Origin of the sequence: Nitratireductor aestuarii (genome assembly GCF_014641695.1) — a bacterium.
Lineage (GTDB): Bacteria > Pseudomonadota > Alphaproteobacteria > Rhizobiales > Rhizobiaceae > Chelativorans > Chelativorans aestuarii.
The window spans coordinates 315724-341139 of record NZ_BMIF01000002.1 but is presented as its reverse complement, the minus strand read 5'-3'; the positions used below and the strand labels follow the sequence as shown (position 1 = coordinate 341139).

Below are 25416 nucleotides of genomic sequence, written 5' to 3'. Positions count from 1 at the left end.
GGGTCAACCCCTCGACGGTGACAATTCGAAAGCTTACATGTGCAGTGTGGAAAGCAGGAGAACTATGATGGAAGCGCGCAGCCTGACCATCGGCTATCTCGCCCGGGAAACCGGCACGAAGGTGGAGACGATCCGGTTCTATGAGAAGTCAGGCCTGCTGCCGGAGCCAGCGCGCACGGCTGGCAATTATCGCGCTTATGAAGAAGCGCACCTGAAGCGCCTGCACTTCATCCGCCGCGCGCGGGATCTGGGCTTCTCTCTCGACGAAGTCCGGGCCATGCTGACGCTGTCGGATGACAGCACGCGTTCCTGCGAGGCGGTGGACGAGATAGCTCGCATCCACCGCGACGAGGTCGTTCGCAAGATCGCCGACCTCACCGCGCTGAAGAAGGAACTCGATCGAATGATCAGCCACAGCAGCCACGGCGCCATCGCCGACTGCCGCATTATTGAAGCGCTGTCGAACTGAATTGTCTGCGGTCCAGGCCGCCATACTACCTCATGGTGAGCTTGTCGAACCACGAGCTAGTATGGCCAAGCAAACTGGAACTCTTCCTTGGACGGGCTCAGATAAGGGTCTCAGTTAGAACGGCAGTTCCGGGCCGACCGGCACGATGCCCGTCGGGTTCAGAGCCTTGATGGAATAGTACCCGGCCTTGATGTGGTCGATGTTGACCGTCTCGCGCACGCCGGGAATGTCCAGCGTCCGCAGCAGGTAATCATTGAGGTGCGGGTAGTCGACGAGCCTGCGCTGGTTGCACTTGAACAGGCCGTAATACGCCGCATCAAATCGGACCAGCGTGACGAACAGCCGGATGTCAGCCTCCGTGAGGGCATCGCCAAAGAGGAACTGGCGACCGTCCGACATGCGCTCCTCAAGCTCATCCAGCATGTCGAACACGTCTCGGAACGCCTCCTCATAGGCGACCTGCGTCGTGGCAAAGCCTGCGCGGTAAACGCCATTGTTGAGCTTTGGATAGATGCGTTCGTTCAACGCATCTATGTCGGCCCGCAACGCTTCCGGGTAAAGATCCACCGACTGATCAGCCAGATCACCGAAGCCGGAATTCATCATCCGCAGGATGTCAGCGGACTCATTGTTGACGATCGTGCCAAGCTTCTTGTCCCAGAGCACCGGAACGGTCGCGCGGCCGGAGACCTGCGGATCAGCGCGGGTGTAGAGCTCGTGCATGTAGGTCGCGCCGTTCACGTCATCGAGTGTAGCGCCGGGATAGTCACCGAAACGCCACCCCTGATCGGAAAGCACCGGTTGCACCACGGAGACGGAAATCACGTCCTCAAGCTTCTTGAGCTTGCGGCCGATCAGCGTGCGCGACGCCCAGGGGCAGATCAGCGCAACATAGAGGTGGTAGCGCCCGGCTTCGGCCTGGAAGCCAGCTTCACCGGTGGGGCCAGCGCTGCCGTCGGGTGTGATCCAGTTGCGGAAACTTGAGGTTTGGCGGACAAAGCCACCCTTCTCGTCCTTGGCCTGCACCGGCTGCCAGTCGGCGGTCCATTTTCCGTTTACGAGCATGGTGGCTTTTCCTTTTAGTTCATTGCAGTGCCTTTGCCGGCATCCCGCCGGCAAAGATGGTGTGCGTGTGCGTGTCGATCCTTAGGCGCGCTTGCCGGTCAGAGCGTAGGCGCCGCTGCCGAGCAGGGCCTGAACGATCAGTGCGACCGACCAGAATGCCGGGTATTCCCAGCCGCCGCCGGCATTGGAGAAGAAGAAGCCTGCTGCGCCGTGCGGTGCGTAGATCGTGCCGAGCATGACAGGCACCAGTGCCAGCGAAACCCAACGGGTGCCGACGCCGAGGAGAAGGGCGATGCCGCCAAGAATCTCAATCGCGATGACCGGATAGGCTAGGAATCCGGCGAAGCCGATGCTTTCGAAGAACTGTGCCGTACCAGCCGGTGTGAAGACGAAAAGCTTCAGCCCGCCATGGATGATGAAAAGAATACCCATCGTAGCGCGCAGAATGAAGGCTGCGAGGTCGGCATCCGAGACATTGCTGATGATGGACGATTGCGTCCGAGCGGTGTTGGTGATGTTTGCCATTTTCGGTTTCCCTTGTGATCGTTGTGATCGTGGCGTCCTCAACAAGGCCCGCCGTCAAACTCAAAGGGAAAATGGCACCCTCCCGTTACGTTGATAATCCACGCTCCTGGAAGATGATTGCTTCCATTCAGGAAGCAATCACAATCATTCGGCAACCCAGTCCACCGCCCCACGATAACGCTCAGCCAGGAAGTCAACGAGCGCGCGGACGTTTGCCGCGAGGTGCCGGCTGTGCGGATAGAGCGCGAAGATGCCGTACCCGGCGCCGTACTCTGTCAGCACCGGGCGGAGCGTTCCGTTGCGGAGTGCATCGCTCGCCACAAACCCGGGTAGATATGCGATACCGAGCCCAGCTTCGGCGGCGCGCAGGCATGCCTCGGCATTGGAGAAGCAGAGCCGCCCGTTCACCGCAACGGTGATCGTTTTGCCATCGGCGCCCTGGAACGGCCAGCGGTTGAGATCGCGGAAGTTGGTATCGAGGATGCACTGATGTGCAGCAAGATCTTCCGGAGAACTGGGCGTGCCGTGCTGCTCGAGATAGGATCCAGAAGCCACTGCCACGACACGCACGTCGCAGAGACGCCGGGCGATGAGCGTTGAATCGACCGGTTTGCCGACGCGCACCGCGACGTCGTATCCTTCTTCCACGACATTGACGAGCCGATCCTCGAAGCTGACGTTGAGCGATATTGCCGGATAGAGCGCTGCGAACTCGGAGAGCGCGCCGGCCAGCTCCAGCGTACCGAAAGTGAGCGGCGCCGTGATCCGCAACCGTCCGCGCGGTGTCTGCGAGATGTTGCGCACGGAAAGGTCCAGATCATCGTATTCATCGAGCAACTGGCGCAGCCGCTCATAATAGGCGCGGCCTGCTTCCGTAGGCGCAACGGCGCGCGTCGTGCGGTTCAGCAGGTGAACGCCAAGCTCGGCTTCGAGACGCGACACGAGCTTGGAAGCCTGGCCCGAGGTTGTGCCTAGTTTGGCTGCCGCCTTGGTGAAGCTGCCGGCGTCCATCACTGCGGCAAACATTCGGTCACACTCAAGCCTGTCCATCATGCACCCTGCGCAGTTCTGTCCCGAAAATTCTGCTGTTGCCGACTCGGGCGAACGGGCAGAAACACGCCGCGACAAATCGGGAAAAAAGCGCGTCGCAACGACATTGTCATAACCTCTCACTCATATTTGCGTATTAGGTAAGTGAAAGGTTGACTGTCGCACGACAGAGCCTCACATAACAGTTATCTAGCCGAAATCGGAGAGGGCTCTTGCCTTACGCGGACAAGCACCGCCATAGCCTTATTGTTGCGTCAGCTGTGCTGACGTTCGTGCTTGTTTGCATGCTCTCCGTTTTTCAGGCTGTGGCCGCTCCTGCACCCGCTGGAAAATGGCAGGGGCTCGAACGCCGCGCGGAGCTTACGAAAGCGGTGTCGCCCTGGGCAGCGCGCCGTCAGACCTGCGATTCCGGTGCGGGATCCCCTCCCCCGCTGGACCTCATCTGCGGGCCTGCGCCTTATGCACTCTGCCTGAAGGCTGAACCGGACCTCTTCTTCGGGCGGGAATCCGCTTGCCAGTGGTCGGAAAAGTCTACATTCCTGACGTCGCGACCGTACGAAGCCGGAGCACCACGAGCCCCCCCTGCGGTCTGGTTCTAAGTGCGGCATCTTTGATGCCGAACAGATGCGTTTCAGGGTTGATGCAGTCCTGCTGCGGATCTGAAAGCGAACGACGGTCTGTTGGCTGCAAGATTTGTTAACGTTCTATCGATCTTCTGTAGCCGTTAAATTATTGTGCCGATTCAATGTTTCATGAGAACGCGCTTCTTTTCCTGATCATCTTGCCCTTTTTGGGGGCGATTCTGGCTGCCATGCAGCACGAGAACGCCCGGAACACTGAGGCGTGGCTTTCTGCCGGCATCACGTTATCCGCATTCGTCATCGCAATCATGCTTTATCCCTACGTCGAAGACGGTGGGGTTATCCGGCGTGAGATCGAGTGGATGCCGGAGCTCGGCATGAACTTCTCGCTGCGCATGGATGGGTTCGCCTGGATGTTCACGATGCTGATCTCCGGCATCGGGCTGCTCGTCGTCATCTATGCGCGCTATTACATGTCGCCGCAGGATCCGGTTCCTCGCTTCTACGCCTTCCTTCTGTGCTTCATGGGCGCGATGCAGGGTGTGGTGATTTCCGGCAACCTCATCCTGATCTCGGTCTTCTGGGAACTGACCAGCATCTTCTCCTTCCTGCTGATCGGCTACTGGCATCACAACGCCGCCGCACGCGAAGGCGCGCGCATGGCTCTGATCATCACCGGTGCGGGCGGCCTCCTGCTGCTCTTCGGCATGGTCCTGATCGGCTACATCGTCGGCAGCTACGATCTCGACGTCGTGCTTGCCTCCGGCAATACGATCCGCTCGAGCAACATGTACGTCCCGGCATTGCTGTTCGTGCTCGCCGGTGCGCTGACAAAAAGCGCGCAGTTCCCGTTCCACTTCTGGCTGCCGAACGCCATGGCAGCACCCACGCCCGTTTCGGCCTACCTGCACTCGGCCACCATGGTAAAAGCTGGCGTCTTCCTGCTGGCGCGTTTCTGGCCGGTGCTGGCGGGAACAGACCAGTGGTTCTACATCGTCGGCTTCGCTGGCATGGCCTCGCTGGCGGTGGGCGCCTACTTCGCGATCTTCCAGCAGGACATCAAGGGGCTTCTCGCCTACTCGACCATCAGTCACCTGGGCCTGATCGTGACGCTGCTCAGTCTCAGCAGCCCGCTTGCTGCGGTCGCCGCGATCTTCCACATGATGAACCACGCGACCTTCAAGGCGTCGCTCTTCATGGCGGCCGGCATCATCGACCATGAATCCGGCACGCGCGACATGCGAAAGCTGAGCGGCCTGTTCAGCGCCCTGCCGATCACCGCGACGCTCGCCATGGTCGCGTCCGCCGCAATGGCTGGCGTGCCGTTGCTGAACGGCTTTCTGTCGAAGGAAATGTTCTTCGCGGAAACGATCGTCGAGCACCGCGATTCCTGGTTTGACACGGCAACGCCCTATATCGCAACGCTGGCGAGCGCCTTTGCCGTCACCTACTCGATCCGTTTCATCCACGCCGTCTTCTTCGGCCCCAAGGCCGAGGACCTGCCGCGCGAGCCGCACGAGCCGCCGCACTGGATGCGCCTCCCCATCGAGCTTCTGGTGCTGGCTTGCCTGCTCGTCGGCGTCATTCCGGGCTTCACGATCGGGCCATACCTCCACACGGCGGTGGTTTCGGTCCTGGGTGCGCGCACGCCGGAGTACAGCCTGGCTGTATGGCATGGCTTCAACCTGCCGCTGATCATGAGCGCTCTGGCCTTCGTCGCCGGAATCCTGCTCTACTTGGCGCTGCGCTATTACCTCGCCACCTCGCCTGAAGATCCGCCTGGCCTGCGCTGGCTCAAGGGTCAGCGCATCTTTGACCGCGTCCTGGTGACTGTGTCCTGGCGTTGGGCTAGATGGATCGAAGCGAACTTCGGCACGAGACGCCTCCAGCCGCAGCTGCGTATCCTCGTGGGGACAGCGCTTGTTGTCGGCGCATGGCCGTTGTTCGACAGCGGGTTCCTGAGCGAATCCGTGCGCCTTCAGAAGGTCGATCCAATTCTCGCGGTGCTCTGGGCCGTCGGCATCTCCTGTGCCGTCGGCGCGGCCTGGCAGGCGAAATACCATCGCTTTGCCGCACTGGTGCTGATCGGCGGCGCGGGTCTTGTCACCTGCATCACCTTCGTCTGGTTCTCCGCTCCGGACCTTGCCGTCACACAGCTGGTGGTGGAGATCGTAACGACGGTTCTGATCCTCCTCGGTCTCCGCTGGCTGCCGAAGCGCCTTGAGGAGGTGGACTCCTCCAGCCGCATTGCAGCACGCCTGCGCCGTAACCGCGACTTCTTCCTTGCGATCATCAGCGGCGTCGCCATGGGCATCGTGTCCTTCGCGATCATGACGAGCGCACCGGCGGATTCGGTGGGAGAATACTTCCTGCAGAACGCCTATTCCGGTGGCGGCGGCACCAACGTCGTGAATGTGATCCTGGTTGACTTCCGCGGCTTCGATACGTTGGGCGAAATCACGGTTCTGGGCATCGTGGCGCTGACGGTCTTCGCCCTGCTACGCCGCTTCCGTCCTGCCGCTGACTCTGTCGGCCTGCCGGAACAGCAGCGCATCCAGAATGCCTATGACGATGCGCAGCAGGATCGGGAACTGGGTGAGACGGCGCACGACTTCATGCGCGTACCGTCAGTGATCATGAACTGGATGTTCCCGATCATCATCGTTCTGGCGGCCTTCCTGTTCATGCGCGGCCACGATCTTCCGGGCGGCGGTTTTGCGGCGGGCGTAACCATGGCGATCGGCTTCCTGCTGCAATATCTGGCTGGCGGAACGCGCTGGGTTGAGGATCGCCTGCGCATCCTGCCTGTCCGGTGGATTGCCTTCGGCATCCTGACTGCGATGATGACGGGCGTTGGTTCGTGGCTGTTCGGATATCCGTTCCTGACCACATTCTTCCGCTACATCAACATCCCGTACATCGGCGACATGCCGCTGGCGAGCGCCCTGCTCTTCGATCTCGGCGTCCTGCTCCTGGTTGTCGGCGCGACGGTCCTGATATTGATCGCCATCGCCCACCAATCGATCCGCAGCCATCGTGCCCGCGCGATCAAGACCGAAGCAGAGGAGCGCGTCTGATGGAGCTTCTCCTGTCCCTTGCCATCGGCATTCTCGTCGCCTCCGGTGTGTGGCTGCTCCTGCGGCCGCGCACCTATCAGGTGATCATGGGTCTGTCGCTGCTCTCCTATGCGGTGAACCTCTTCATCTTCGCCACCGGCCGCCTCTACATCGGCGGCCCCCCCGTGGTGGAGAAGGGCATCGAAATCAACCCCGCGAACTATGCCGATCCGGTCCCGCAGGCGCTGGTCCTCACCGCGATCGTCATCAGCTTCGCGACAACAGCCCTGTTCCTCGTAGTTCTGCTCGCCTCGCGTGGCATAACCGGTACCGACCACGTAGACGGACGTGAGCCTGAAAGATGATACCCAGTCCAACTCACCTCCTGATTGCGCCTATTCTGATACCGCTCGCGGCGGGCGCCCTGCTGCTGATGTTCGATGAGCGCGAACGCCGCCTGAAGGACACGATCACCACCGTGGCCTGCGCGGCCATGCTGGCTGTCTCGATCCTCCTGCTCGGACGCGCCCACACCGGCGGCCCCGGTGGCGATGGCAGCGTCTACGTCTATCTGCTTGGCAACTGGCCTTCGCCAATCGCGATCAACCTTGTGCTGGACCGCCTGTCCTCCATGATGCTGGTGCTAACGGCGGTGCTGGCGCTTCCCTCGTTCATCTTCGCGACGGCACGCTGGGAAAAGGCCGGTACGCACTTCCACAGCCTGTTCCTCTTCATGCTAATGGGCCTGAACGGCGCGTTCCTCACGGGCGACCTGTTTAACCTCTTCGTGTTCTTCGAGGTCTTGCTGGCAGCCTCTTACGGTCTGGTGCTGCATGGCTCGGGTGCCGCCCGCGTGAAGTGGGGCATGCACTACATCGTCATCAATCTGGCGGCATCGCTCCTGTTCCTGATCGGCGTGGCGATGATCTACAGCGAGACCGGTACGCTGAACATGGCGCAGCTCGCCGTGCTGATGGGCCAGCTCGATACCCAGAGCCGCCCGATCGCCGAAGCAGGCGCAGCGATCCTTGGCGTGGCCTTCATGATCAAGGCCGGCATCTGGCCGCTGAACTTCTGGTTGCCGAACGCCTACGCGGCCGCAGTGGCGCCCGTTGCGGCGATCTTCGCCATCATGACCAAGGTCGGCATCTATGTGCTGCTGAGACTGACGCTGCTCTTCTTCGGCATCAAGGCGGGCGGATCGAACGGTTTTGGCGCAGAGCTCCTCTTCCTGGCCGGCCTCCTGACGATCCTCTTCGGCGCCATCGGCGTGCTGGCTTCCCAGGCGCTGGGACGGCTCGCGGGTTACTCGGTGCTAATCTCCTCCGGCACGCTGCTCGCAGCAGTGGGTTTTGCCGAGGATGGCGTCACCGCCGGTGCGCTCTTCTATCTCGTCACCTCCACGATCTCCATCAGCGCGCTCTTCATGCTAATCGAGCTGATCGAGCGCGGACAGGACCCCGCGGCAAACGTTCTCGCCGTGACGCTCGAAGCCTTCGGTGAAGACAGCGAGATCGAGGAAATCAACGAGAACGAAGTGGGCCTCGCCATTCCGGAAACGCTTGTGGTTCTGGGCATAAGTTTCGGCATCTGCACCCTCTTGCTCGCCGGTCTTCCGCCGCTGTCCGCCTTCCTGGCGAAGTTCGCCATGCTCTCGGCCATGTTTGACCCTGAGGCTTCCGGAATCCGTTCCTCCGCCTGGTGGCTCGCCTCCTTCCTGATCTTCTCGGGATTTGCGTCACTCATCGCGATGAGCCGCGCCGGCATCCGGTCCTTCTGGGCGCCTCTGGAAGGCGTGGTGCCGCGCGTGCTGCTGGTGGAAATTGCACCCGTCGCAGCCCTGTTGCTCGTCACCGTCGGACTTACTGTAGCGGCCGGTCCGGCCATGCGCTTCATGGACGCGACAGCTGGCGATCTGCACAAGCCGAACGCCTATATCGATGCGGTCCTGAACGCCGTACAGGCCGCACCCGGACCCCGGGGAGGTATCAGATGAGCCGCATCTTCCCCTATCCCCTGCTGATCGTCAGCCTCATTGGCATGTGGCTGCTGCTGACCGACTTCACGCCTGGCCAGCTCATCCTGGGCATCATCGTATCGCTTCTGGCCGCGCAAGGGCTACATTCGCTGCAGCCCTCCACCCCGCGTCTGCGGCGCTGGGACCTCATCCCGAAGCTGATCGGGCTGGTCTTGCTGGACATCATCAGGTCGAACATCGCCGTCGTCCGTCTGATCCTGACCGAGGGGCATAACAAGCGAAATTCCGGCTTCGTCTCGATCCCGCTGGAACTCAAGGACCCGACGGCGCTGGCCATCCTGTCCGTGATCGTCACCAGCACCCCGGGCACGGCCTGGCTCGACTACAGCGACAGCCGTGGCGTCCTCATGATCCATGTGTTCGACCTCGTCGATGAGCAGGACTGGATCGACCTCATCAAGAATCAGTATGAGCATCTGCTGATGGAGATATTCGAATGAGCGCTATCCTAATCAGCTGGTCGATCCTGATCTCCCAGGCCGCCATCGCACTCGCGATGGTGCTGGCCACCACACGGATGCTACGCGGCCCGCGCGCCCAGGACCGGGTGCTCGCACTCGATGCGCTATACGTCTGTGGCATGCTGCAGCTGGTTCTGTTCGGCATGCGCACCGGCACCGTGATCTATTTCGAAACTGCGCTGATCATCGGCATTCTGGGCTTCGTCTCCACGGTGGCGCTGGGCAAATTCCTCATGCGCGGCGAGGTGATCGAATGACTAACTCTCTGGAGAACATGCCGCTCTGGCTGGCGATCATCATCTCGGCCTTCATCCTGTTGGGCGGGTTCCTCACGCTCGTCGGCATGATCGGTCTGGTCCGCCTGCGTTCCTTCTACGAACGTATCCATGCGCCGACCCTCGGCACCAGTTGGGGGACGGGTTCGATCGTCGTAGCCTCGATGATCCTGTTCACCTGGCTGGAAAGCCGGCCTGTGTTCCACGAAATCCTGATTGGTGTCTTCGTGACGATCACGACGCCGGTTACGCTCATGCTTCTGGCGCGGGCGGTGCTCTACCGTGACTGGGCAGAGGGCGATGAAAAAAGCCCACTGTTAAAATCGCAGCAGAAGCCTCCGAAAGAATGAGTTTCGGACTTCCCCGAAACATCACCTGTGAAAGTTTACGCTGTTCGAAGGCGGGCCGCTTTTTCTTCTTTTCACCGGGGGCTTCCGCTGTCAGACTGTTGCCATAAGGGGATGCTTAAGATCATTCGGGGCTATTCGAGAATGGGGGACCAGGCCGCTGGCTGGCATAGGGCAGAAATACAGATCTAGAGCAGTACGATTGGCCAACATATCGACTAAACACCAGGGTACCCGGGCATCTATGAGGAGGAAGATGCCCGTGCCATGGGGCAGAAGATCCGAATGCCATTGACGATAAGAAAAAGAAGAGACGACTTGGAGTTGGTGCCGTGCAGCTGAAGAAATATCTCTGGCCCGTTGTAGGACTGCTCGCGGTGCTTTTTTCGGCATGGCTGCTCTATCACGAACTGCGTGGCCTCTCGCTCGATGAGCTCTGGGACAGCCTTTCAGCGATTTCGCCCATGCACTGGCTGCTCTGTGTCGCGGCCACGCTCGCGGCCTACGCAGCTCTTGCTGGTTATGATCGTCTCGCCCTCAAACACCTTCGCCGCGACAACATCGGCTGGCTTTACCTAACCATCACCTCGTTCACCACCTACGCGCTCTCCCACAACATCGGTGCTTCGGTCTTCTCCGGTTCGGTTGTGCGCTACCGCGCCTACACCGCCAAGGGCGTTTCAGCGTCGGAAGTCGGCGTTCTCGTTGCCTTCTGTTCCTTCACCTTCGTCCTGGGAATAATGATCCTCGGCGGGCTCACTTTCCTGATCGAGCCACTCGTGGTGGAACGGTTTGTGGACATGCTTCCGATGGAAGAAGCTTCCGCCTTCACCGGCGGGCTTCTGCTCCTGATCGTGGCCGTTTATCTCGCTGGCAGCCTGCTGAGGCTGCGGTCCGTTCACATCGGCAAGGTCGAGATCTCCTATCCCCGTCCGTCCATCGCCATCCAGCAGATGCTGATCGGACCGTTGGAGATCGTGGGCGCTGCGGCCATCATCTATTTCGCGCTTCCTGAAGTGGGAAATCCGGGCTTCCTGGTGGTGCTGGGCATCTTCGTGATCTCGTTCTCGCTTGCCCTTCTGTCGCACGCACCCGGCGGACTGGGCGTACTGGAACTCGCCTTCATCACGGGCCTGAGCGAAATGAACCAGGCCGACGTGCTCGCAGCACTCCTGGTCTTCCGGCTCTTCTACCTGATCATTCCGCTAATCATCGCGCTCTTCGTCGTGCTCGGCTTCGAGCGCAGCCAGCTCTACAGCACCTCGTCAACGACGACACCGTCAGCATAACTGGGGCCCTGTCTCAGGGCTCTGCGGCACCCGGTAATCCTTCGGGCCTGTGATACCCTGGCCCGACGGTTAGCGCGTGATCCGGCACGATGTCATCACTGAGCTGGCTGGCATAGCTGCGCTCGGTCTCCCAGATCACCTGCTTCCGCTCCCGGTCATAGAGCCTGATCCCAACCTTGTAGGGCTTAGCCGCCTCGATGCCATGCAGCGGCGGAGTGCGCAGGGCATAACGGTTGGTCATGGAACTGAGGCGTTCAGAGATGACGATCGGCTTGCCGCTCGCAGGATCTTCGAACTCGGCTTCAAGAACAGCGCCGTTCTCCACCGGCCTCACCACATCTGCGGTGAAACCGTAGTAGGCCTCGGCATTTCGATAGTTGAAGATGAAGCCTCCGCCAGAAATCTGCAGATAGGGCTCTTCGCGATTGTCATTGCGCGTCAACCACCCGATGGCGAATAGCCCTGCACACAGCACCAGTGCTGAGGCAATCACCGACCGTTCCGACCACTTCCAGCGCATGCGAGCCTCCTGCCCGACAACGCCTTTATAGCCGAAAGCGGTCATGAATTAAAGAAACGTCCCGCCAGCAGGGGAGCAGGCGGGACGCGGGGAAGGAGGAGATCAGTGTCTAATTAACGGCGCAACCAGCCGAAAGTTCCATGTCTCACGCTAATGAATTGCAGCCGAGTTGATGCGGCTCTCGGCAAGTTCCGTCAGCTTGTGATCGGTAGCCTTCTCGTCGGCGAGATTGCGCTTCAGCGCGGCAACGCAGTCCGCATGGCCAAGCTCCTGCGCCCAGGTGATCAGCGTGCCGTAGCGCGTTATCTCATAGTGCTCGACAGCCTGAGCGGCTGCGATAAGCGCCGCGTCCAGCACGTTCTTGTCGTCCACTTCGCTGACGATCTCATTGCTTTCCTTGATGATGCCGTCGATCGCGGGGCAATTCACGCCCTTTGGCTCCATGCCGAGCAGCTGGAAGACCTCTTCCAGGTTCCGGATATGAGTTTCGGTCTCCTGCAGGTGCTTTTCAAAGCCCTGCCGCAGCATCGGGTTGGTTGCCTGATCCGCCATCTTCGGCAGCGCTTTGGTGATCTGGTTCTCCGCGTAGTAGATGTCCTGCAGCGTGTGAACGAACAAGTCGTTCATGGTCTTGATGTCGCTGGTGAACAGGCCCATGGCGTAAATCCTCTTTTTCGTTGGCAATTGAGCTACTGAGGATTCAAACAGCCAACGACCGACTGTGTTCCATGTCCGCACGCCATTCCAGCTGTTGCAAACTTACCACACAACGGGATTAGATGATTCAGCCTGAAATTTGCCGTGAACTCTACTGTTTTCAGCCGTTATTACTTGGTCTCTAGTCGATGCACGAACAATGTGTTCATCGAGCATTCACGGACTTTGGTTATGATCCAAACAATCAAGCAGAAGCTGGAAAAAGACCGGTTTGTAAGTCACATGACCATAGTTCGCGTATTGAGTAAGGGTTTCAACAAGGTCCGCAACGCACTGGACCTGCGCTACCATCCGGAGCGGCACTACATGCGCGGCCCCGGTCCCGCCTGCCGCCGCAAGCAGCAGATGGAAGCTCGCCTCAAGTCTGAGACGTCTCGTGAGACGACGACCGCGAGCCCGCGGCGAATGACTCCACAATTCGCTCCGAAGGCATAGCGTAGCGATTGAACCCGAAGCTGCCCTGCAAGAGCATCTCCTGCATCGCTTTCTCAAGTGCTCCGTAGGTCAGCACCGCCAGCCGGGACCCAAGCGAAATCCGCTTGACCCCCGCCTCGGCTAAAGCTTCGACCGAGAAGTTCTCATCCAGCGCCAGCACATTGACCGGACGACGAACCGACTGGCAGACCATCCTGATGTCCTCGATCCTGCGCAGCCCTGGCGCGTAGAGCACATCGGCCCCCGCCTCCTCGAAGGCCTGCAGCCGCCTGATTGCATCGTCGAGATCCCGGCCAAAGAGCAGGTTCTCGGCTCGGGCGGTGAAAACGAAATCACGCTTGAGGGCCTTTGCGGCCTCCGCCGCCGCAGCCACCCGCTCCACCGCCAGTGAGAAATCGAAGATCGGATGGTTTGGATCGCCGGTTGCATCCTCTATGGAGCATCCTGCTAGCCCTGCTGCATCGGCTGCAAAGATGGTCTCTGCCGCGCTCTCGGGGCTCTGCCCCTTGCCGCATCCAAGATCGCCCGACACCGGCAACGGCGTTGCGCTGACGATTTCGCGGCAATGCTGCACCATCTGATCGAAGGGAATATCGCCGTCCGGACGCCCGCGCGTGAAAGCGAAACCAGCACTGGTCGTCGCCAGCGCCTTGAAGCCCATCGCGGCCATCAGCCTGGCAGTGCCAATGTCCCACGGGTTCGGGATGATGAAGATACCATCGGCCTCATGCAGAGCACGAAATGCCGAGCCCACGTCCGTCATGTTCTCCTCCCGATAAGAAGGCTGCATGATCGGCTGGAGGCTCGGCAGGTGTCAAGATCAACCGCCGATATGCGTAGCCGGCTTTATCAGGCGGTTCCGGTCGACCCGAAACCGCCAGCGCCTCGGCTGGTCTCGGCAGCCTGCTCGCGCTCCTCAATCACCGCCTGGACCACCGGAGCGATGATGAGCTGGGCGATCCGCATGCCGCGCGTGATCGGGAAATCAATATCGCTGTGATTGATCAGCAGAACCTGAACCTCGCCGCGATAATCGCTGTCGATCGTACCGGGCGTATTGAGACAGGTAATGCCATGCTTCAGGGCGAGCCCGGAGCGGGGACGCACCTGTCCCTCGAAGCCTTGCGGGATCTCGAAGATGAAGCCGGTCGGCACCAGCACGCGCTTGCCCGGCAGCAGGATGATCTGCCGGTCTTCCGGCAGCGCGGCCCTAAGATCGAGTCCGGCAGCGCCCGCCGTTTCATAGGCAGGAAGCGGCAGGCCCTCGGCATGCGCAAGACGAACGAGCCCAACCGTCGGGGCGGCGGATGAAGGATTTGACGTTGTAACCATGAACCCTATCTGACCTCCCCAGTCAGGACCGTCAATCGTATCTGGCCAAGTCCCCGGGATTTTTTGCGTGTTAACGATCCGGGTTGTGTCTGCGTGGGCGTTCATAGCACAGCCTCAGGAATGTCCCAATTCCCGTTCACAGGCATTTGCAATCGACACGCGCGGCCTCGGCTGGTATGAGCGCGGCGACAAAAGGATCCATCAATGGCTGAGACTTTATCTGATGCGGTGGCCCGCCGCCGCACCTTCGCGATCATTGCGCATCCGGACGCCGGTAAGACCACGCTGACAGAAAAGCTGCTGCTGTTCGGCGGAGCGATCCAGCTCGCCGGTGAGGTGAAGGCCAAGAAAGACCGTATCCAGACGCGTTCCGACTGGATGAAGATCGAGCGCGAGCGCGGCATCTCGGTTGTCACCTCCGTGATGACCTTCGAATACGGCGACCACGTCTTCAACCTGCTCGACACCCCCGGTCACGAAGACTTCGCGGACGATACCTACCGCACGCTGACGGCCGTCGACGCCGCCGTGATGGTGCTCGACGCCGCACGCGGTATCGAGCCGCGTACCCTCAAGCTGTTTGAAGTCTGCCGCCTACGCGACATTCCGATCATCACCTTCGTCAACAAGCTCGACCGCGAAAGCCGCAATCCCTTCGAGATCCTCGACGAGATCGAGGAGAAGCTGGCGCTGGACACCGCGCCGATCACCTGGCCGATCGGCCTCGGCAAGAACTTCTCCGGCACCTACCACCTCAAGCACAATACCGTCCGCCGTTCCGATGCTGACGTTGAGCCGATCGCGGTGAACGGCCCGGAAGCGGACAACGTTGCTGGCCTCCTCCCCGAGTATCAGCGCGAGGCCTTCATCGAGGAGGTGAATTTGGCGCGTGAGGCCTGCCGTCCGTTCGACATGGAGTCGTTCCGTGAAGGTCACCTGACGCCCGTCTATTTCGGCTCGGCGCTCCGCAACTTCGGTGTCCGGGATCTGATCGAGGCCATCGGCGACTGGGCGCCCGTTCCGCGCGCCCAGGAAGGCGACAGCCGCAAGGTCGAGGCGACCGAGGAAAAGATGACCTCGTTCGTCTTCAAGATCCAGGCGAACATGGACCCCAACCACCGCGACCGTATCGCCTTCGTACGCGTTTGCTCCGGCCGTCTGCAGAGGGGAATGAAAGCCAAGCTCGTCCGCACGGGAAAGCAGATCAGCCTCACGGCCCCGCAGTTCTTCTTCGCGCGTAACCGCATCACCGCCGACGAAGCCGTGGCCGGTGACGTCGTCGGCATCCCGAACCACGGCACGCTGCGCATCGGCGACACGCTGACCGAGGGCGAGGACATTCTCTTCCGCGGCGTTCCGAACTTCGCGCCGGAAATCCTGCGCCGCGTCCGCCTCTCTGACGCCATGAAGGCGAAGAAGCTGAGAGAAGCCCTGCAACAGATGGCAGAAGAAGGCGTCGTGCAGCTCTTCAGCCCCGAGGACGGCTCGCCGGCGATCGTCGGCGTCGTCGGCGCCCTCCAGCTGGACGTTCTGAAGGAGCGGTTGAAGATGGAATATACCCTTCCGGTCGATTTCGAAATCTCGCGCTTCTCGATCTGCCGCTGGATTTCTTCCGACACCAAGGGCGAGGTGGACAAGTTCATCGCGGCCCATCGCGGCGACATCGCCCGCGATCTGGATGATGATCCGGTGTACCTGGCACAGCATCAATTCGGGCTGAACTACGAGGCAGAGCGCTGGAAGGATATCCGTTTCACCGCCGTCAAGGACTACCAGGTGAGAGAGCTAGCCTGAGCCCTAAAACAGGGAAAGACCTAGCCGGCTACAGTCGGGAATCACTTTCTTCTGTACAAGCAAATATTGGTACGTCATTCTAATTTGGGCACCGGGCATGATCGTCTGGTGCTCAATTTTTTTCCAGAAAAGACCTATTTTAGAGAAAATTGAACCTGCTTTAGGGAGACTGTCATGGGCCTTCGGATTAACGACACCGCACCTGATTTCACCGCCGAAACGACGCATGGCACGATCAACTTCCATGAGTGGCTCGGCGACGGCTGGGGTGTGATGTTCAGCCATCCCAAGAACTTCACGCCGGTTTGCACCACCGAGCTGGGTGCCATGGCTGGCATTCAGGACGAGTTCACCAAGCGCAACGTGAAGATCATCGGCATCTCCGTTGACCCGGTTGAGGATCACGCCCGCTGGAAGGATGACATCCAGAAGGCGACCGGCCACCGCGTCGACTACCCGCTGATTGGTGACCGCGACCTGAAGGTTGCCAAGCTCTACGACATGCTTCCGGCTGAAGCCGGTGACAGCGCCGCTGGCCGTACGCCCGCTGACAACGCGACCGTGCGTTCGGTCTACGTGATCGGCCCGGACAAGAAGATCAAGCTGGTCCTCACCTACCCGATGACGACGGGCCGCAACTTCGCGGAAATCCTGCGCGCCATCGACTCGATCCAGCTGACGGCAAAGCATCAGGTTGCAACGCCGGCCAACTGGCAGCAGGGCGACGACGTGATCATCACGGCCGCCGTTTCCAACGAGGATGCCATCAAGCGCTTCGGCAGCTTCGAGACGATCCTGCCCTACCTGCGCAAGACGAAGCAGCCGTCGGCCTGATCGTTCTCACCCGAAATTTCTTGCGGAATGGGGCCTTCGGGGCCCCATTTTGTTAAGTGCAGCACTATATACCCCTTCCCTGAGGGCGCGGTTGCGGCTTATTCGCAATGGCGTGATGCGGGGTGATCGGTTATGGTCGCGCCGATTTCTGAGAGAGAGCAATGTCGGATCAGCGTACTACAGCCGCCGGGGGCATGGAGACAGCTTTTGGCTTCCGCCAGGTGAACCAGGGCGAAAAGCAGCACCTCGTCAATGACGTTTTCCATCGGGTAGCGGACCGCTACGACCTCATGAACGACCTGATGTCGGCCGGGCTGCACCGCGCCTGGAAGGCAGCGATGGTGGACTGGCTTGCGCCTTCGAAGCGCCCTGGCTTCAGGTCGCTCGACGTGGCAGGCGGCACCGGCGACATCGCCTTCCGGATTGTCGAAGCCTCCACCCGCAACGCCCACGTCACGGTTCTGGATATCAACGGCTCGATGCTCGGCGTCGGTCGCGACCGTGCAATCAAGCGCGGCATCGATCAGCACCTGACGTTCGTCGAGGCCAATGCCGAAGAGCTCCCCTTCGAAGACAATAGCTTCGACGCCTATACGATCGCCTTCGGCATCCGTAACGTACCACGCATCCATGTGGCGATGAGCGAAGCATTCCGCGTGCTGAAGCCGGGCGGCCGCTTCATGTGCCTCGAATTCTCAGACGTCACCATGCCGATGCTCGACAAGATCTATGACGCCTGGTCGTTCAACGCGATACCACGCATCGGCAAGGCGGTGGCGGGTGATGCAGACTCCTACCAGTACCTGGTCGAATCCATTCGCAAGTTCCCGAACCAGCAGAACTTCGCCGATATGATCCGCGGCGCCGGCTTCTCACGCGTCAGCTGGCGCGATTACTCCGGCGGTATCGCCGCTTGCCATTCCGGCTGGAAGATCTGAGTCCTGGATGAGCACGCTGATTTCATATCTCCGTCTCGCAAGGGCGGGTTGGGTCATGCTTCGCGAAGGCGTCATCGCTGCCGCACCGGGCGACCAGTTGGAAGGCCTGCCCCGCTTTGGCTGGCGGGTGGCGCGGCTCCTGTCCCGTCGCACGGCGAGCAACATCAACCGTGCTGAGCGCCTGTCTCGCGCCATCGACCGGCTTGGCCCCTCCTATGTGAAGCTCGGCCAGTTCCTGGCGACCCGTCCCGACGTTGTAGGTGCTGCCCTTGCGCGTGACCTCTCCTCGCTGCAGGACCGCATGTCGACCTTTCCGACGGAACAGTCGCTGGCCCTCATCGAAGGTTCGCTCGGCATCCCGGCCGACAGGCTTTACGTCGAGATTGACGAGCCCGTTGCCGCGGCCTCCATCGCCCAGGTTCATCCCGCGAAGATCCTTCGTGATGGCGAGGAGGTGAAGGTTGCCGTCAAGGTGATCCGGCCGGGCGTCCGTCGCCGCTTCAACAACGACCTTGAGAGCTTCTTCCTGGCTGCAAAGCTTCAGGAGCGCCACGTTCCCGCTTCGCGCCGCCTGCGTCCCGTCGAAGTTGCCCAGACGCTGGCGCAGACCACGCGACTGGAGATGGACCTTCGCCTTGAAGCAGCCGCCATCTGCGAGATCCAGGAAAACACCAGGGAAGATCCTGGCTTTCGCGTCCCCTGGGTAGACTGGCAGCGAACTGGCCGCGATGTCCTGACCATCGAGTGGATCGACGGCATCAAGATGTCCGACATCGAGGCGCTGCGCGCTGCGGGACACAATCTCGAACAGCTTGCGGTGAACCTCATCCAGTCGTTCCTGCGGCACACGCTGCGTGACGGCTTTTTCCATGCCGACATGCATCCCGGCAACCTCTTCGTGGAAGCCGATGGCACCATCGTCGCGGTCGACTTCGGCATCGTCGGACGTATCGGCAAGAAGGAACGTCGCTTCCTCGCCGAAATCCTCTACGGCTTCATCACACGCGACTTCCGTCGCGTTGCGGACGTGCATTTCGAAGCTGGCTACGTGCCCGCCTATCACGATCCGGCGGCCTTCGCGCAGGCGATCCGTGCCATCGGCGAGCCGATCCATGGCCAGCCTGCCGAGACGATCTCCATGGCGCGCCTGCTGACGCTTCTGTTCGAGGTGACCGAACTCTTCGACATGGAGACGCGCACCGAGCTTCTGATGCTTCAGAAGACGATGGTGGTGGTGGAAGGCGTGGCGCGCCAGCTCGACCCCGCCTTCAACATGTGGCGTTCGGCGGAGCCGGTGGTTTCCGACTGGATCAGGAAGAACCTCGGCCCCAATGCCCTTCTCATCGACGCACGCGACGGCCTGAAGGCGCTGGTGACGCTTGCGCGCGAAACGCCCGAGCTCGTCGCCCGCACCGAGCGCCTGTCCCGCGAGATGGACGACATGGCGCAGAACGGCCTGAGGTTCAGCCCCGAGACTGCCGAGGCGATCGGCAAGGCGGAAGCGCGCCACACACGTTCAGGCCGCGTCGCGCTCTGGGTTATCGCCGCAGCACTGGTGTGGATCGGTTGGCAGGTTAGCTAGCCTATTTGCTATCTAAGCCGCTTACCAATGGGGCGGCTTGGTCACGGGGATCTCCGGCGCCATCTGCTCTTCCAATGTGAGGAAACGCTCGGCCAGCGCCGCCAGCGTCTTCTCCAGCCGGGTGATGGTCGCCCAGTGTTCGGTGATCTGGCTGGAGAGTTCCTCAATGGTTCTTTCGTGCTCGGTCACGAGGATCTCAAGCTTTTCAATACGCTCGCTACTCATCTCGATTACTCCCACGACATGAACGGGCGGCATCGGCCGCATATCCCCCACATAGTGTGTAGCGATGAGGATGCCTAGAGCAATTCCAGGAAAAGTGGGGACCAGTTTTCCGTCCGGAATTGCGTTAAAACAATGACTTAGATCATTTTAGCGTTTCTTTGGAACTCTGAAATGATCTAGTAGGTTGTGGTGACCCTGATGTCGCCGTCCCGGTCCAGCACCTGCACCACAACCTCCGTGCCAAGCCTTCTCAGAAGCACGTCCAGTTTCCCTGCGGGCATGCTCATGCCGCGTATCACCACGCTATCGAGAAACTCCGGCAGGTGCGGCTGATGGAAGGAAACGGCATTCCCGATCGGATCGAAGCTGATGCCGAGGCAGGATTTCATGAGATAGAGCGGCGCCACGGCTGCCCACGCCTGAGGCGAACAGGCAACCGGATAGAATGTCGGTCCTCTGCTTCGCTGCCGCGGGAAGCCACAGAACAGCTCAGGCAACCGCCGCAGGTCGATATAGGTGGCCGCGGCAAAGATCCCGTCGAAGATTCGCGCCGCCTCCGCGCGATAGCCGTAGCGGGCGAAGCCTGCTGCGATGAGCGCATTATCGTGCGGCCAGATCGAGCCGTTGTGATAGCTCATCGGGTTGTATCGCGCTTCCGTGGTTGCCACCGTGCGAATCCCCCAGCCGGAGAAGGAAGAGCGTTCCATCAACGTCTTCACCACATGCGCGGCGCGGTCTGGATAGGCAATGCCGGTAAGCAGCGTGTGCCCCGCATTGGAAGCCCGCACCCGGCACGGCCTCTTGTCCCCATCCAGCGCCAGCACATAAGTGCCAAGCTCATGGTCATAGAATGCTTCGTCGAAGTTCTTGCGCAGTTCGTCAGCGCGAGCGCCGTAGCGAAGTGCCTCGTCGCCCATTCCCATCGCGTCTGCTATCAGCGCCGCCGCTCTCCAGGCCGCATAGACGTAGGCCTGCAACTCGCAAAGTGCTATCGGCCCTCGCGCAAGCTCTCCATTGGCGTGGAACACCGCGTCCCAACTGTCTTTCCAGCCCTGGTTGGCAAGGCCCGAAGTCGTCCGACGTCCATATTCCACGAATCCGTCGCCATCCCGGTCGCCGTAGTTCTGGATCCAGTCGAGTGCTGCCCGAATGTTGGGCAAAAGCTCATGGATCGTCTGGATGTCATTGGTCCGTTCGAAATAGGCGCCCGCCAGCATCAGGAAGAGCGGCGTGGAGTCCACGCTGCCGTAGTACCGGCGGAACGGCACCTCCTTCAGCTCCGCCATCTCGCCGTAGCGAACCTCGTGCAGGATCTTGCCGGGCTCCGCGTCAGCTTCCGGATCCTCCTCCGTCGCCTGGTTGGCCGCGAGATGCTTCAGCACACCCTTGGCAATGCTTGGGTCCATCCACAGCACCTGAGCAGCCGTGATCAGCGCATCCCGACCGAACACCGTGCTGAACCAGGGAATGCCTGCATAGGGATAAGGTCCCTCTTTGGTGCGCGTCACCAGCATGTATAGGTCCGCCACCGACCGGCGGATAACCTCGTTGAAGATGTCGTTGCTGCTCTCGATCGAGGCCGCATTCCTGACGAGCAGCTTTGTCTCCCGCCGCGCTTCCCGCAGGCTGGAGAAATACTGTCGCCGTGCTGACATCGCCAATGGGGGTCTGCCACAGCTGATCTCGATGAAGATCTGCTTCGTCTGCCCAGCGGCGAGTTCCACCGCATAAGTGGCCCGGCTCTGCGTCAGCTCCTTCGGCGCGGCATCAAACCGGATGGTGGTCTGACGTTTGATCCCATCGAGACCGGTGTATGACAGGATTACCTCGCTGTCGGACACGCTTGGCGGGTGGATCTTGCCCCGCCGCTTGCGGCGAGCGCCACGCACCTCGAAGAGGTCGAGGAAATCCGACCCGAACTCTATTTCCATCGGCACCGTGTGCGCCACGTCATCGAAGTTCCGCAGGCTCAGCCGCTCGAAACACGTGTCACGCCACAGGAAGCGCGTACGCCTTACATGAATCCTGTCGTGCTGCAGGATGATGTTACCCTCGGCATCTTCCAGATCCGGGTTGGCAAGGTCGAAGATGGATAGGGCATTGTCGTCCCGGAGCGCGGAACTCAGGAGGAGCGGACGCTCCCCCCGTATCGTCAGCGAGAAGTGTGAGAGATAACGCGTGTCCCGATGGAAAATCCCGTCGAGACTGCCTGGGCCGGACAGAGCATCTCCGTTGTGATCGAAGATGGAGAACGTATCGCCATGCTTCAGGGTACGAGGGCGCCGTTCCTGCAACGGCGCATTGCCTGCAATGAAGAACTGCGGCGTCCTCGCTGTCCCGATCTCGTCCGGCATTGGTGTTAGAGGGTCTACTTGTGCACCCATAACACGCTCCTTCCGGTTTATTGCGATCGTGGTGTCATGCCCATCGTGCTCGAAACGACTTCGAGCGGCACGGAGATTGTGTTGTCGTCCAGCTGCCGTCGATAAACCTCCAGATAGTCCGCCGCCATGCGGCTCGACGTGAACCTGGCATCGAAGGTGGCGCGGACAGTCGCGCGATCAAGATCCGGCAGCTTCGCCACCATCCGGACTGCGTCATCGACGGAATCCACGATGAAGCCGCTCACGCCATGGTCGATCACCTCGGGGACGGACCCGCACGGGAAGGCGATGACTGGCGTTCCGCAGGCCATGGCTTCGATCATCACAAGGCCGAAGGGCTCCGGCCAGTCGATGGGGAAGAGCAGCCCGGCGGCATTGCCAAGGAAGCTTGCCTTTCCGGCCTCGTTGACCTCGCCGATGTACTCGACATTGTCGTAGCGCTCGACCAGCGGCCTGATCTCGCTGTCCCAGTAGGCCTCGTCGACCTTGTCGATCTTGGCGGCGATCTTTAGCGGCATGCCCGCCTTCACCGCGATTTCGATTGCTCGATCGGGCCGCTTTTCAGGCGAGATGCGCCCGAGGAACGCGAGATAACCGTCTCCCTTCGGAGAGAACGGCAAAAGATCACGCGGCAGCCCGTGCAGAACCGTTCCGACGAAATTCGCCATCGGTAACGGCTTGCGCTGGTTGTTCGAGATCGAGACCACAGGGATCTCCGAGAACATGGAATAGAATGGCTTCAGATCAGGCAGATCGAGCCTTCCATGCAGAGTTGTGACGGTCTTCCCCGCGAATTGCCGGATCAATGGGAAATGGATGAGGTCGACATGGAAATGCAGGATGTCGAACTCATGCGCCCGTTGCCGCACATGCTCGAGCAGGATGAGCTCGTGCGGGATCGGATCGCGCACATCCGGATTGAGTCGCAGCGCTTTTGCGGATGCGGGGACAAGCTCGGCTGTGGTAAGCGAATCCCCTGACGCGAAGAGAGTAACCTCATGTCCAAGCCGGACCAGTTCTTCCGTCAGATACGAAACGATGCGCTCCGTCCCGCCATAGAGCCTTGGCGGCACACTTTCGGCCAATGGTGCGATTTGGGCAATCTTCACGACAACCCCCTTGTAAGTCTTTGAATGGAAACGTTTGTTGCGACAAATCTGCCGACAGGGCGGAGATTGGCCGCCAATCCGCTCTAACGATCAATGTTGATTTTGGTTCCCGTCGGAACGCGGCGATCTACTCTGAACCAACTCGCCTCAACCGAGTTGCCATGAAGGCGTGAAATTGCGCCTACGCCTTATTATCAACCGTTCCACAGTGGACTATAGCCTCCCCCGGCTCATCCGCGGGGCTATATTTGATTTGTGAACATCGGAAGGACTTATACTCATAATGGCAGTCGATTTGCGGGGGAAAACGGTACTGGTCAGCGCGGCGGCACAGGGCATTGGCCGCGCAAGCGCGCTTGAATTTGCACGTCAGGGCGCGACGGTCCATGCCATCGACATCAACGAGGTGCGCGTGCGCACGCTTGAGGCTGAGCATGAAGGCATCAAGACCCACAAGCTTGACGTTCTCGACGACACCGCCATCCAGACACTCGTGAAGAAGATCGGCGCAATCGACATCCTCTTCAACTGCGCTGGTATCGTGCTGAACGACACGATCCTCAATGTCGATATGGAAAATTTCGACTTCGCCTTCGACCTCAATGTGAAGTCGATGGTCCGCATGATCCGCTTCGTCCTGCCCGGTATGTTGGCGCGCGGCGAAGGCTCGATCATCAACATGGCCTCGGTCTCCGCCTGCACGAGGGGCGTTCCGAACCAGTTCACCTTCGGCACCACCAAGGCAGCGGTGATCGGCCTGACGAAGTCCGTCGCGGCCGAATATGTCGGACAGGGCATCCGCTGCAATGCGATCTGTCCGGGCGTCGTCGATACCCCTTCGCTGGAAGACCGTCTGCGCTCGACCGGTGACTATGAGGCCGCGCGCGAAAGCGTCATCGCCTCTCTGCCCATGGGCCGGATTGGTACACCAGAAGAAGTAGCATCTCTGGTTGTCTATGTTGCTGGCGCCACCTACGCGACAGGGCAAACCTATGTTATTGATGGCGGACTGACCATGTAGCCGCTCAGTCCCGGCGTACTGCGGCATCTCACACCCGAACACGGAGCTGACATGTCGCTTGCACTCTATGGGCACCCATTTTCCTCGTATACGCAGAAGGTTCTGATCGCGCTCTTCGAGAACGATATACCCTTCGAGTTCCGCTGCATCAGCCCGGACTATCCGCAGAATGTGGCAGACTGGCTGCAGCTCTGGCCGTTGCGGAGGTTCCCCGTGCTGGTCGACGGCGACCGGCACGTGATCGAGACGAGCGTCATCATCGAATATCTCCAGCTGACCCGGCCGGGCCCCGTCCGCCTCGTTCCGGAGGATCCGATGGCGGCTCTCGATGTCCATTTCCTCGATCGCTTCTTCGATCTCCACATCATGAACGTCGTACAACATGCCGTCAGCGGCGCCCTCACGGGAGACCCGGTCAAGCGCGCTGATGGGCTGGCAATCGCCGTCGAGAAACTGGAACTCGCCTACGCGTAGCTTGAAACGCATCTGCCCGGCAAACGCTGGGCGAACGGTGAGGACTTCACACTGGCCGATTGCGCGGCTGGTCCCTCCCTGTTCTACGCGGACTGGACCCACGCCATCTCGGACAACTACCCGAAGGTTCGCGCCTATCGCACCCGGTTGCTGGCTCGCCCTTCCTTCGCGCGAGCGGTGGAGGACGCGCGTCCCTATCGGACATTGTTCCCGCTCGGTGCGCCTGACCGAGACTGACACCCTTAGCAGTCCATCACGGAACACCACGCTGTAGCCAGAGTTGGTACGGCGGCGGCCATGTTTCTGCCCGCTTCATTGTCCAGTTGGGCCGCGATACGTAACATAATCAGGATAGTTCTATGCGAAAGTTGTGTGTGTTCGCTGCCGCCGTGTTAGCCATGTTCGTCGCCGGATGCGCTCCGCAACTTTCCAACAATCCCGTCCAGGAAGTGAATAATCTCCCGGCAGTGCGCGGGCAGATGCTGCAGCTGGTGAACCAGTCCCGCCGGGAGAATGGCGCCCCGCCGCTGCGTTATAACACGACGCTCAATGCGGCTGCCCAGGCGCACGCGGAAGACATGGCGCGCCGTGGCTTCTACAACCATCGCTCGCCTGAAGGACGCGATGTAGCCGATCGATGGGCGTCAAAGGGCGGCGGACGGTGGGAGGCCATCGGCGAAAACATCCTCTACTGCAACCGCTGCGCCGCCCCCTCGCAACAGGCGCGTGAATTCCATCAGAAATGGCTGCAGAGCCCCGGCCACCGTCGCAACATCATGCGCTCCGATTTCGAGGAATTCGGCTTCGGCATGGCAACAGCCAATGGCAGAACCTACGCAGTGCAGAACTTCGTGCGGCAGCGCCAACCCGGACGGTGGTAACGCTCCAATAACAG

General features: G+C 60.6%; 26 protein-coding genes. 16 read left to right on the top strand and 10 right to left on the bottom strand.

What is annotated here, in order from left to right:
• Positions 1 to 67: 67 nt before the first annotated feature.
• Positions 68 to 469 (top strand): MerR family transcriptional regulator, encoded by a 402-nt coding sequence (locus IEX27_RS05300; RefSeq protein ID WP_188719892.1) that lies wholly within the window; start codon positions 68 to 70, stop codon positions 467 to 469.
• 114 nt (positions 470 to 583) lie between these two features.
• Here IEX27_RS05300 and IEX27_RS05295 read toward each other — a convergent pair whose 3' ends face one another.
• From IEX27_RS05295 to IEX27_RS05285, 3 genes are all read right to left on the bottom strand, one after another.
• A complete protein-coding gene (locus IEX27_RS05295; RefSeq protein WP_188719891.1) occupies positions 584 to 1534 on the bottom strand; it encodes a glutathione S-transferase family protein in 951 nt (316 codons plus the stop codon).
• An 81-nt stretch (positions 1535 to 1615) separates the two neighbouring features.
• Positions 1616 to 2059 carry a DoxX family protein gene (locus IEX27_RS05290; protein ID WP_188719890.1) on the bottom strand — a complete coding sequence of 148 codons (444 nt, stop codon included), beginning with the start codon at positions 2057 to 2059 and terminating at the stop codon, positions 1616 to 1618.
• Positions 2060 to 2203: 144 nt separating this feature from the next.
• Positions 2204 to 3085, bottom strand: a complete 882-nt coding sequence (locus tag IEX27_RS05285) for a LysR family transcriptional regulator (RefSeq protein WP_244630221.1) — start codon at positions 3083 to 3085, stop codon at positions 2204 to 2206.
• A 769-nt stretch (positions 3086 to 3854) separates the two neighbouring features.
• Here IEX27_RS05285 and IEX27_RS05280 point away from each other — a divergent pair.
• The 7 genes from IEX27_RS05280 to IEX27_RS05250 all read left to right on the top strand — a co-directional run bounded on the left by IEX27_RS05280 (position 3855) and on the right by IEX27_RS05250 (position 11156).
• A complete protein-coding gene (locus IEX27_RS05280) occupies positions 3855 to 6767 on the top strand; it encodes a monovalent cation/H+ antiporter subunit A (RefSeq protein WP_188719889.1) in 2913 nt (970 codons plus the stop codon).
• Positions 6767 to 7111 carry a Na+/H+ antiporter subunit C gene (locus tag IEX27_RS05275; RefSeq protein WP_188719888.1) on the top strand — a complete coding sequence of 115 codons (345 nt, stop codon included), beginning with the start codon at positions 6767 to 6769 and terminating at the stop codon, positions 7109 to 7111. The genes IEX27_RS05280 and IEX27_RS05275 overlap by 1 nt, the downstream gene beginning before the upstream one ends.
• On the top strand, positions 7108 to 8742 hold the full coding sequence (locus tag IEX27_RS05270; RefSeq protein ID WP_188719887.1) for a monovalent cation/H+ antiporter subunit D: 1635 nt from the start codon (positions 7108 to 7110) through the stop codon (positions 8740 to 8742). Before IEX27_RS05275 ends, IEX27_RS05270 begins: the two co-directional genes overlap by 4 nt.
• A complete protein-coding gene (locus tag IEX27_RS05265) occupies positions 8739 to 9224 on the top strand; it encodes a Na+/H+ antiporter subunit E (protein WP_188719886.1) in 486 nt (161 codons plus the stop codon). Before IEX27_RS05270 ends, IEX27_RS05265 begins: the two co-directional genes overlap by 4 nt.
• Positions 9221 to 9502 (top strand): K+/H+ antiporter subunit F, encoded by a 282-nt coding sequence (locus IEX27_RS05260; protein ID WP_188719885.1) that lies wholly within the window; start codon positions 9221 to 9223, stop codon positions 9500 to 9502. The genes IEX27_RS05265 and IEX27_RS05260 overlap by 4 nt, the downstream gene beginning before the upstream one ends.
• Positions 9499 to 9870, top strand: coding sequence for a monovalent cation/H(+) antiporter subunit G (gene mnhG, locus IEX27_RS05255; protein WP_188719884.1), 372 nt, complete (start codon positions 9499 to 9501; stop codon positions 9868 to 9870). Before IEX27_RS05260 ends, mnhG begins: the two co-directional genes overlap by 4 nt.
• A gap of 329 nt (positions 9871 to 10199) precedes the next feature.
• On the top strand, positions 10200 to 11156 hold the full coding sequence (locus IEX27_RS05250) for a lysylphosphatidylglycerol synthase transmembrane domain-containing protein (RefSeq protein WP_188719883.1): 957 nt from the start codon (positions 10200 to 10202) through the stop codon (positions 11154 to 11156).
• A gap of 13 nt (positions 11157 to 11169) precedes the next feature.
• Here the strand turns inward: IEX27_RS05250 and IEX27_RS05245 are convergent, their stop codons facing one another.
• The 4 genes from IEX27_RS05245 to dut all read right to left on the bottom strand — a co-directional run bounded on the left by IEX27_RS05245 (position 11170) and on the right by dut (position 14160).
• Positions 11170 to 11676, bottom strand: coding sequence for a hypothetical protein (locus IEX27_RS05245; RefSeq protein WP_188719882.1), 507 nt, complete (start codon positions 11674 to 11676; stop codon positions 11170 to 11172).
• Between the two features lie 150 nt (positions 11677 to 11826).
• Positions 11827 to 12333, bottom strand: coding sequence for a YciE/YciF ferroxidase family protein (locus tag IEX27_RS05240; RefSeq protein WP_188719881.1), 507 nt, complete (start codon positions 12331 to 12333; stop codon positions 11827 to 11829).
• 418 nt (positions 12334 to 12751) lie between these two features.
• Positions 12752 to 13591: an isocitrate lyase/PEP mutase family protein gene (locus IEX27_RS05235; protein WP_188719880.1), complete on the bottom strand. Its 840-nt coding sequence runs from the start codon at positions 13589 to 13591 to the stop codon at positions 12752 to 12754.
• An 86-nt stretch (positions 13592 to 13677) separates the two neighbouring features.
• Positions 13678 to 14160 carry a dUTP diphosphatase gene (gene dut / locus IEX27_RS05230; RefSeq protein ID WP_188719879.1) on the bottom strand — a complete coding sequence of 161 codons (483 nt, stop codon included), beginning with the start codon at positions 14158 to 14160 and terminating at the stop codon, positions 13678 to 13680.
• A gap of 204 nt (positions 14161 to 14364) precedes the next feature.
• Here dut and IEX27_RS05225 point away from each other — a divergent pair, with 204 nt between their 5' ends.
• The 4 genes from IEX27_RS05225 to ubiB all read left to right on the top strand — a co-directional run bounded on the left by IEX27_RS05225 (position 14365) and on the right by ubiB (position 19308).
• Entirely contained in the window at positions 14365 to 15954 is a 1590-nt protein-coding gene (locus IEX27_RS05225) for a peptide chain release factor 3 (RefSeq protein ID WP_188719878.1), read from the top strand.
• A gap of 174 nt (positions 15955 to 16128) precedes the next feature.
• Positions 16129 to 16788: a peroxiredoxin gene (locus IEX27_RS05220; RefSeq protein ID WP_188719877.1), complete on the top strand. Its 660-nt coding sequence runs from the start codon at positions 16129 to 16131 to the stop codon at positions 16786 to 16788.
• Between the two features lie 161 nt (positions 16789 to 16949).
• A complete protein-coding gene (ubiE, locus tag IEX27_RS05215) occupies positions 16950 to 17726 on the top strand; it encodes a bifunctional demethylmenaquinone methyltransferase/2-methoxy-6-polyprenyl-1,4-benzoquinol methylase UbiE (protein ID WP_188719876.1) in 777 nt (258 codons plus the stop codon).
• Positions 17727 to 17733: 7 nt separating this feature from the next.
• Positions 17734 to 19308, top strand: coding sequence for a 2-polyprenylphenol 6-hydroxylase (ubiB, locus tag IEX27_RS05210; protein ID WP_188719875.1), 1575 nt, complete (start codon positions 17734 to 17736; stop codon positions 19306 to 19308).
• A gap of 21 nt (positions 19309 to 19329) precedes the next feature.
• Here the strand turns inward: ubiB and IEX27_RS05205 are convergent, their stop codons facing one another.
• From IEX27_RS05205 to IEX27_RS05195, 3 genes are all read right to left on the bottom strand, one after another.
• Positions 19330 to 19533, bottom strand: a complete 204-nt coding sequence (locus IEX27_RS05205) for a SlyX family protein (protein ID WP_188719874.1) — start codon at positions 19531 to 19533, stop codon at positions 19330 to 19332.
• Between the two features lie 176 nt (positions 19534 to 19709).
• Positions 19710 to 21917: an amylo-alpha-1,6-glucosidase gene (locus tag IEX27_RS05200; RefSeq protein WP_188719873.1), complete on the bottom strand. Its 2208-nt coding sequence runs from the start codon at positions 21915 to 21917 to the stop codon at positions 19710 to 19712.
• A 17-nt stretch (positions 21918 to 21934) separates the two neighbouring features.
• Positions 21935 to 23026 (bottom strand): glycosyltransferase family 4 protein, encoded by a 1092-nt coding sequence (locus IEX27_RS05195; protein ID WP_188719872.1) that lies wholly within the window; start codon positions 23024 to 23026, stop codon positions 21935 to 21937.
• A gap of 283 nt (positions 23027 to 23309) precedes the next feature.
• Between IEX27_RS05195 and IEX27_RS05190 the strand changes: the two genes are divergently transcribed.
• The 4 genes from IEX27_RS05190 (at position 23310) to IEX27_RS05180 (ending at position 25402) form a co-directional block, all read left to right on the top strand.
• Positions 23310 to 24047 carry an SDR family oxidoreductase gene (locus IEX27_RS05190; RefSeq protein ID WP_188719871.1) on the top strand — a complete coding sequence of 246 codons (738 nt, stop codon included), beginning with the start codon at positions 23310 to 23312 and terminating at the stop codon, positions 24045 to 24047.
• 51 nt (positions 24048 to 24098) lie between these two features.
• Positions 24099 to 24521 carry a glutathione S-transferase family protein gene (locus IEX27_RS21610; protein ID WP_308642602.1) on the top strand — a complete coding sequence of 141 codons (423 nt, stop codon included), beginning with the start codon at positions 24099 to 24101 and terminating at the stop codon, positions 24519 to 24521.
• Positions 24522 to 24533: 12 nt separating this feature from the next.
• Positions 24534 to 24758: a glutathione S-transferase family protein gene (locus IEX27_RS21605; protein WP_308642604.1), complete on the top strand. Its 225-nt coding sequence runs from the start codon at positions 24534 to 24536 to the stop codon at positions 24756 to 24758.
• 122 nt (positions 24759 to 24880) lie between these two features.
• Complete coding sequence (locus IEX27_RS05180; RefSeq protein WP_188719870.1) at positions 24881 to 25402, top strand: CAP domain-containing protein; 522 nt, start codon at positions 24881 to 24883, stop codon at positions 25400 to 25402.
• Positions 25403 to 25416: the final 14 nt, after the last annotated feature.

Coding starts and splice junctions, on each gene's coding strand:
- IEX27_RS05300 (WP_188719892.1), top strand. CDS start 68: ATGGAAGCGCGCAGCCTGACCATCGGCTATCTCGCCCGGGAAACCGGC.
- IEX27_RS05295 (WP_188719891.1), bottom strand. CDS start 1,534: ATGCTCGTAAACGGAAAATGGACCGCCGACTGGCAGCCGGTGCAGGCC.
- IEX27_RS05290 (WP_188719890.1), bottom strand. CDS start 2,059: ATGGCAAACATCACCAACACCGCTCGGACGCAATCGTCCATCATCAGC.
- IEX27_RS05285 (WP_244630221.1), bottom strand. CDS start 3,085: ATGTTTGCCGCAGTGATGGACGCCGGCAGCTTCACCAAGGCGGCAGCC.
- IEX27_RS05280 (WP_188719889.1), top strand. CDS start 3,855: ATGTTTCATGAGAACGCGCTTCTTTTCCTGATCATCTTGCCCTTTTTG.
- IEX27_RS05275 (WP_188719888.1), top strand. CDS start 6,767: ATGGAGCTTCTCCTGTCCCTTGCCATCGGCATTCTCGTCGCCTCCGGT.
- IEX27_RS05270 (WP_188719887.1), top strand. CDS start 7,108: ATGATACCCAGTCCAACTCACCTCCTGATTGCGCCTATTCTGATACCG.
- IEX27_RS05265 (WP_188719886.1), top strand. CDS start 8,739: ATGAGCCGCATCTTCCCCTATCCCCTGCTGATCGTCAGCCTCATTGGC.
- IEX27_RS05260 (WP_188719885.1), top strand. CDS start 9,221: ATGAGCGCTATCCTAATCAGCTGGTCGATCCTGATCTCCCAGGCCGCC.
- mnhG (WP_188719884.1), top strand. CDS start 9,499: ATGACTAACTCTCTGGAGAACATGCCGCTCTGGCTGGCGATCATCATC.
- IEX27_RS05245 (WP_188719882.1), bottom strand. CDS start 11,676: ATGCGCTGGAAGTGGTCGGAACGGTCGGTGATTGCCTCAGCACTGGTG.
- IEX27_RS05240 (WP_188719881.1), bottom strand. CDS start 12,333: ATGGGCCTGTTCACCAGCGACATCAAGACCATGAACGACTTGTTCGTT.
- IEX27_RS05235 (WP_188719880.1), bottom strand. CDS start 13,591: ATGACGGACGTGGGCTCGGCATTTCGTGCTCTGCATGAGGCCGATGGT.
- dut (WP_188719879.1), bottom strand. CDS start 14,160: ATGGTTACAACGTCAAATCCTTCATCCGCCGCCCCGACGGTTGGGCTC.
- IEX27_RS05225 (WP_188719878.1), top strand. CDS start 14,365: ATGGCTGAGACTTTATCTGATGCGGTGGCCCGCCGCCGCACCTTCGCG.
- IEX27_RS05220 (WP_188719877.1), top strand. CDS start 16,129: ATGGGCCTTCGGATTAACGACACCGCACCTGATTTCACCGCCGAAACG.
- ubiE (WP_188719876.1), top strand. CDS start 16,950: ATGTCGGATCAGCGTACTACAGCCGCCGGGGGCATGGAGACAGCTTTT.
- ubiB (WP_188719875.1), top strand. CDS start 17,734: ATGAGCACGCTGATTTCATATCTCCGTCTCGCAAGGGCGGGTTGGGTC.
- IEX27_RS05205 (WP_188719874.1), bottom strand. CDS start 19,533: ATGAGTAGCGAGCGTATTGAAAAGCTTGAGATCCTCGTGACCGAGCAC.
- IEX27_RS05200 (WP_188719873.1), bottom strand. CDS start 21,917: ATGGGTGCACAAGTAGACCCTCTAACACCAATGCCGGACGAGATCGGG.
- IEX27_RS05190 (WP_188719871.1), top strand. CDS start 23,310: ATGGCAGTCGATTTGCGGGGGAAAACGGTACTGGTCAGCGCGGCGGCA.
- IEX27_RS21610 (WP_308642602.1), top strand. CDS start 24,099: ATGTCGCTTGCACTCTATGGGCACCCATTTTCCTCGTATACGCAGAAG.
- IEX27_RS05180 (WP_188719870.1), top strand. CDS start 24,881: ATGCGAAAGTTGTGTGTGTTCGCTGCCGCCGTGTTAGCCATGTTCGTC.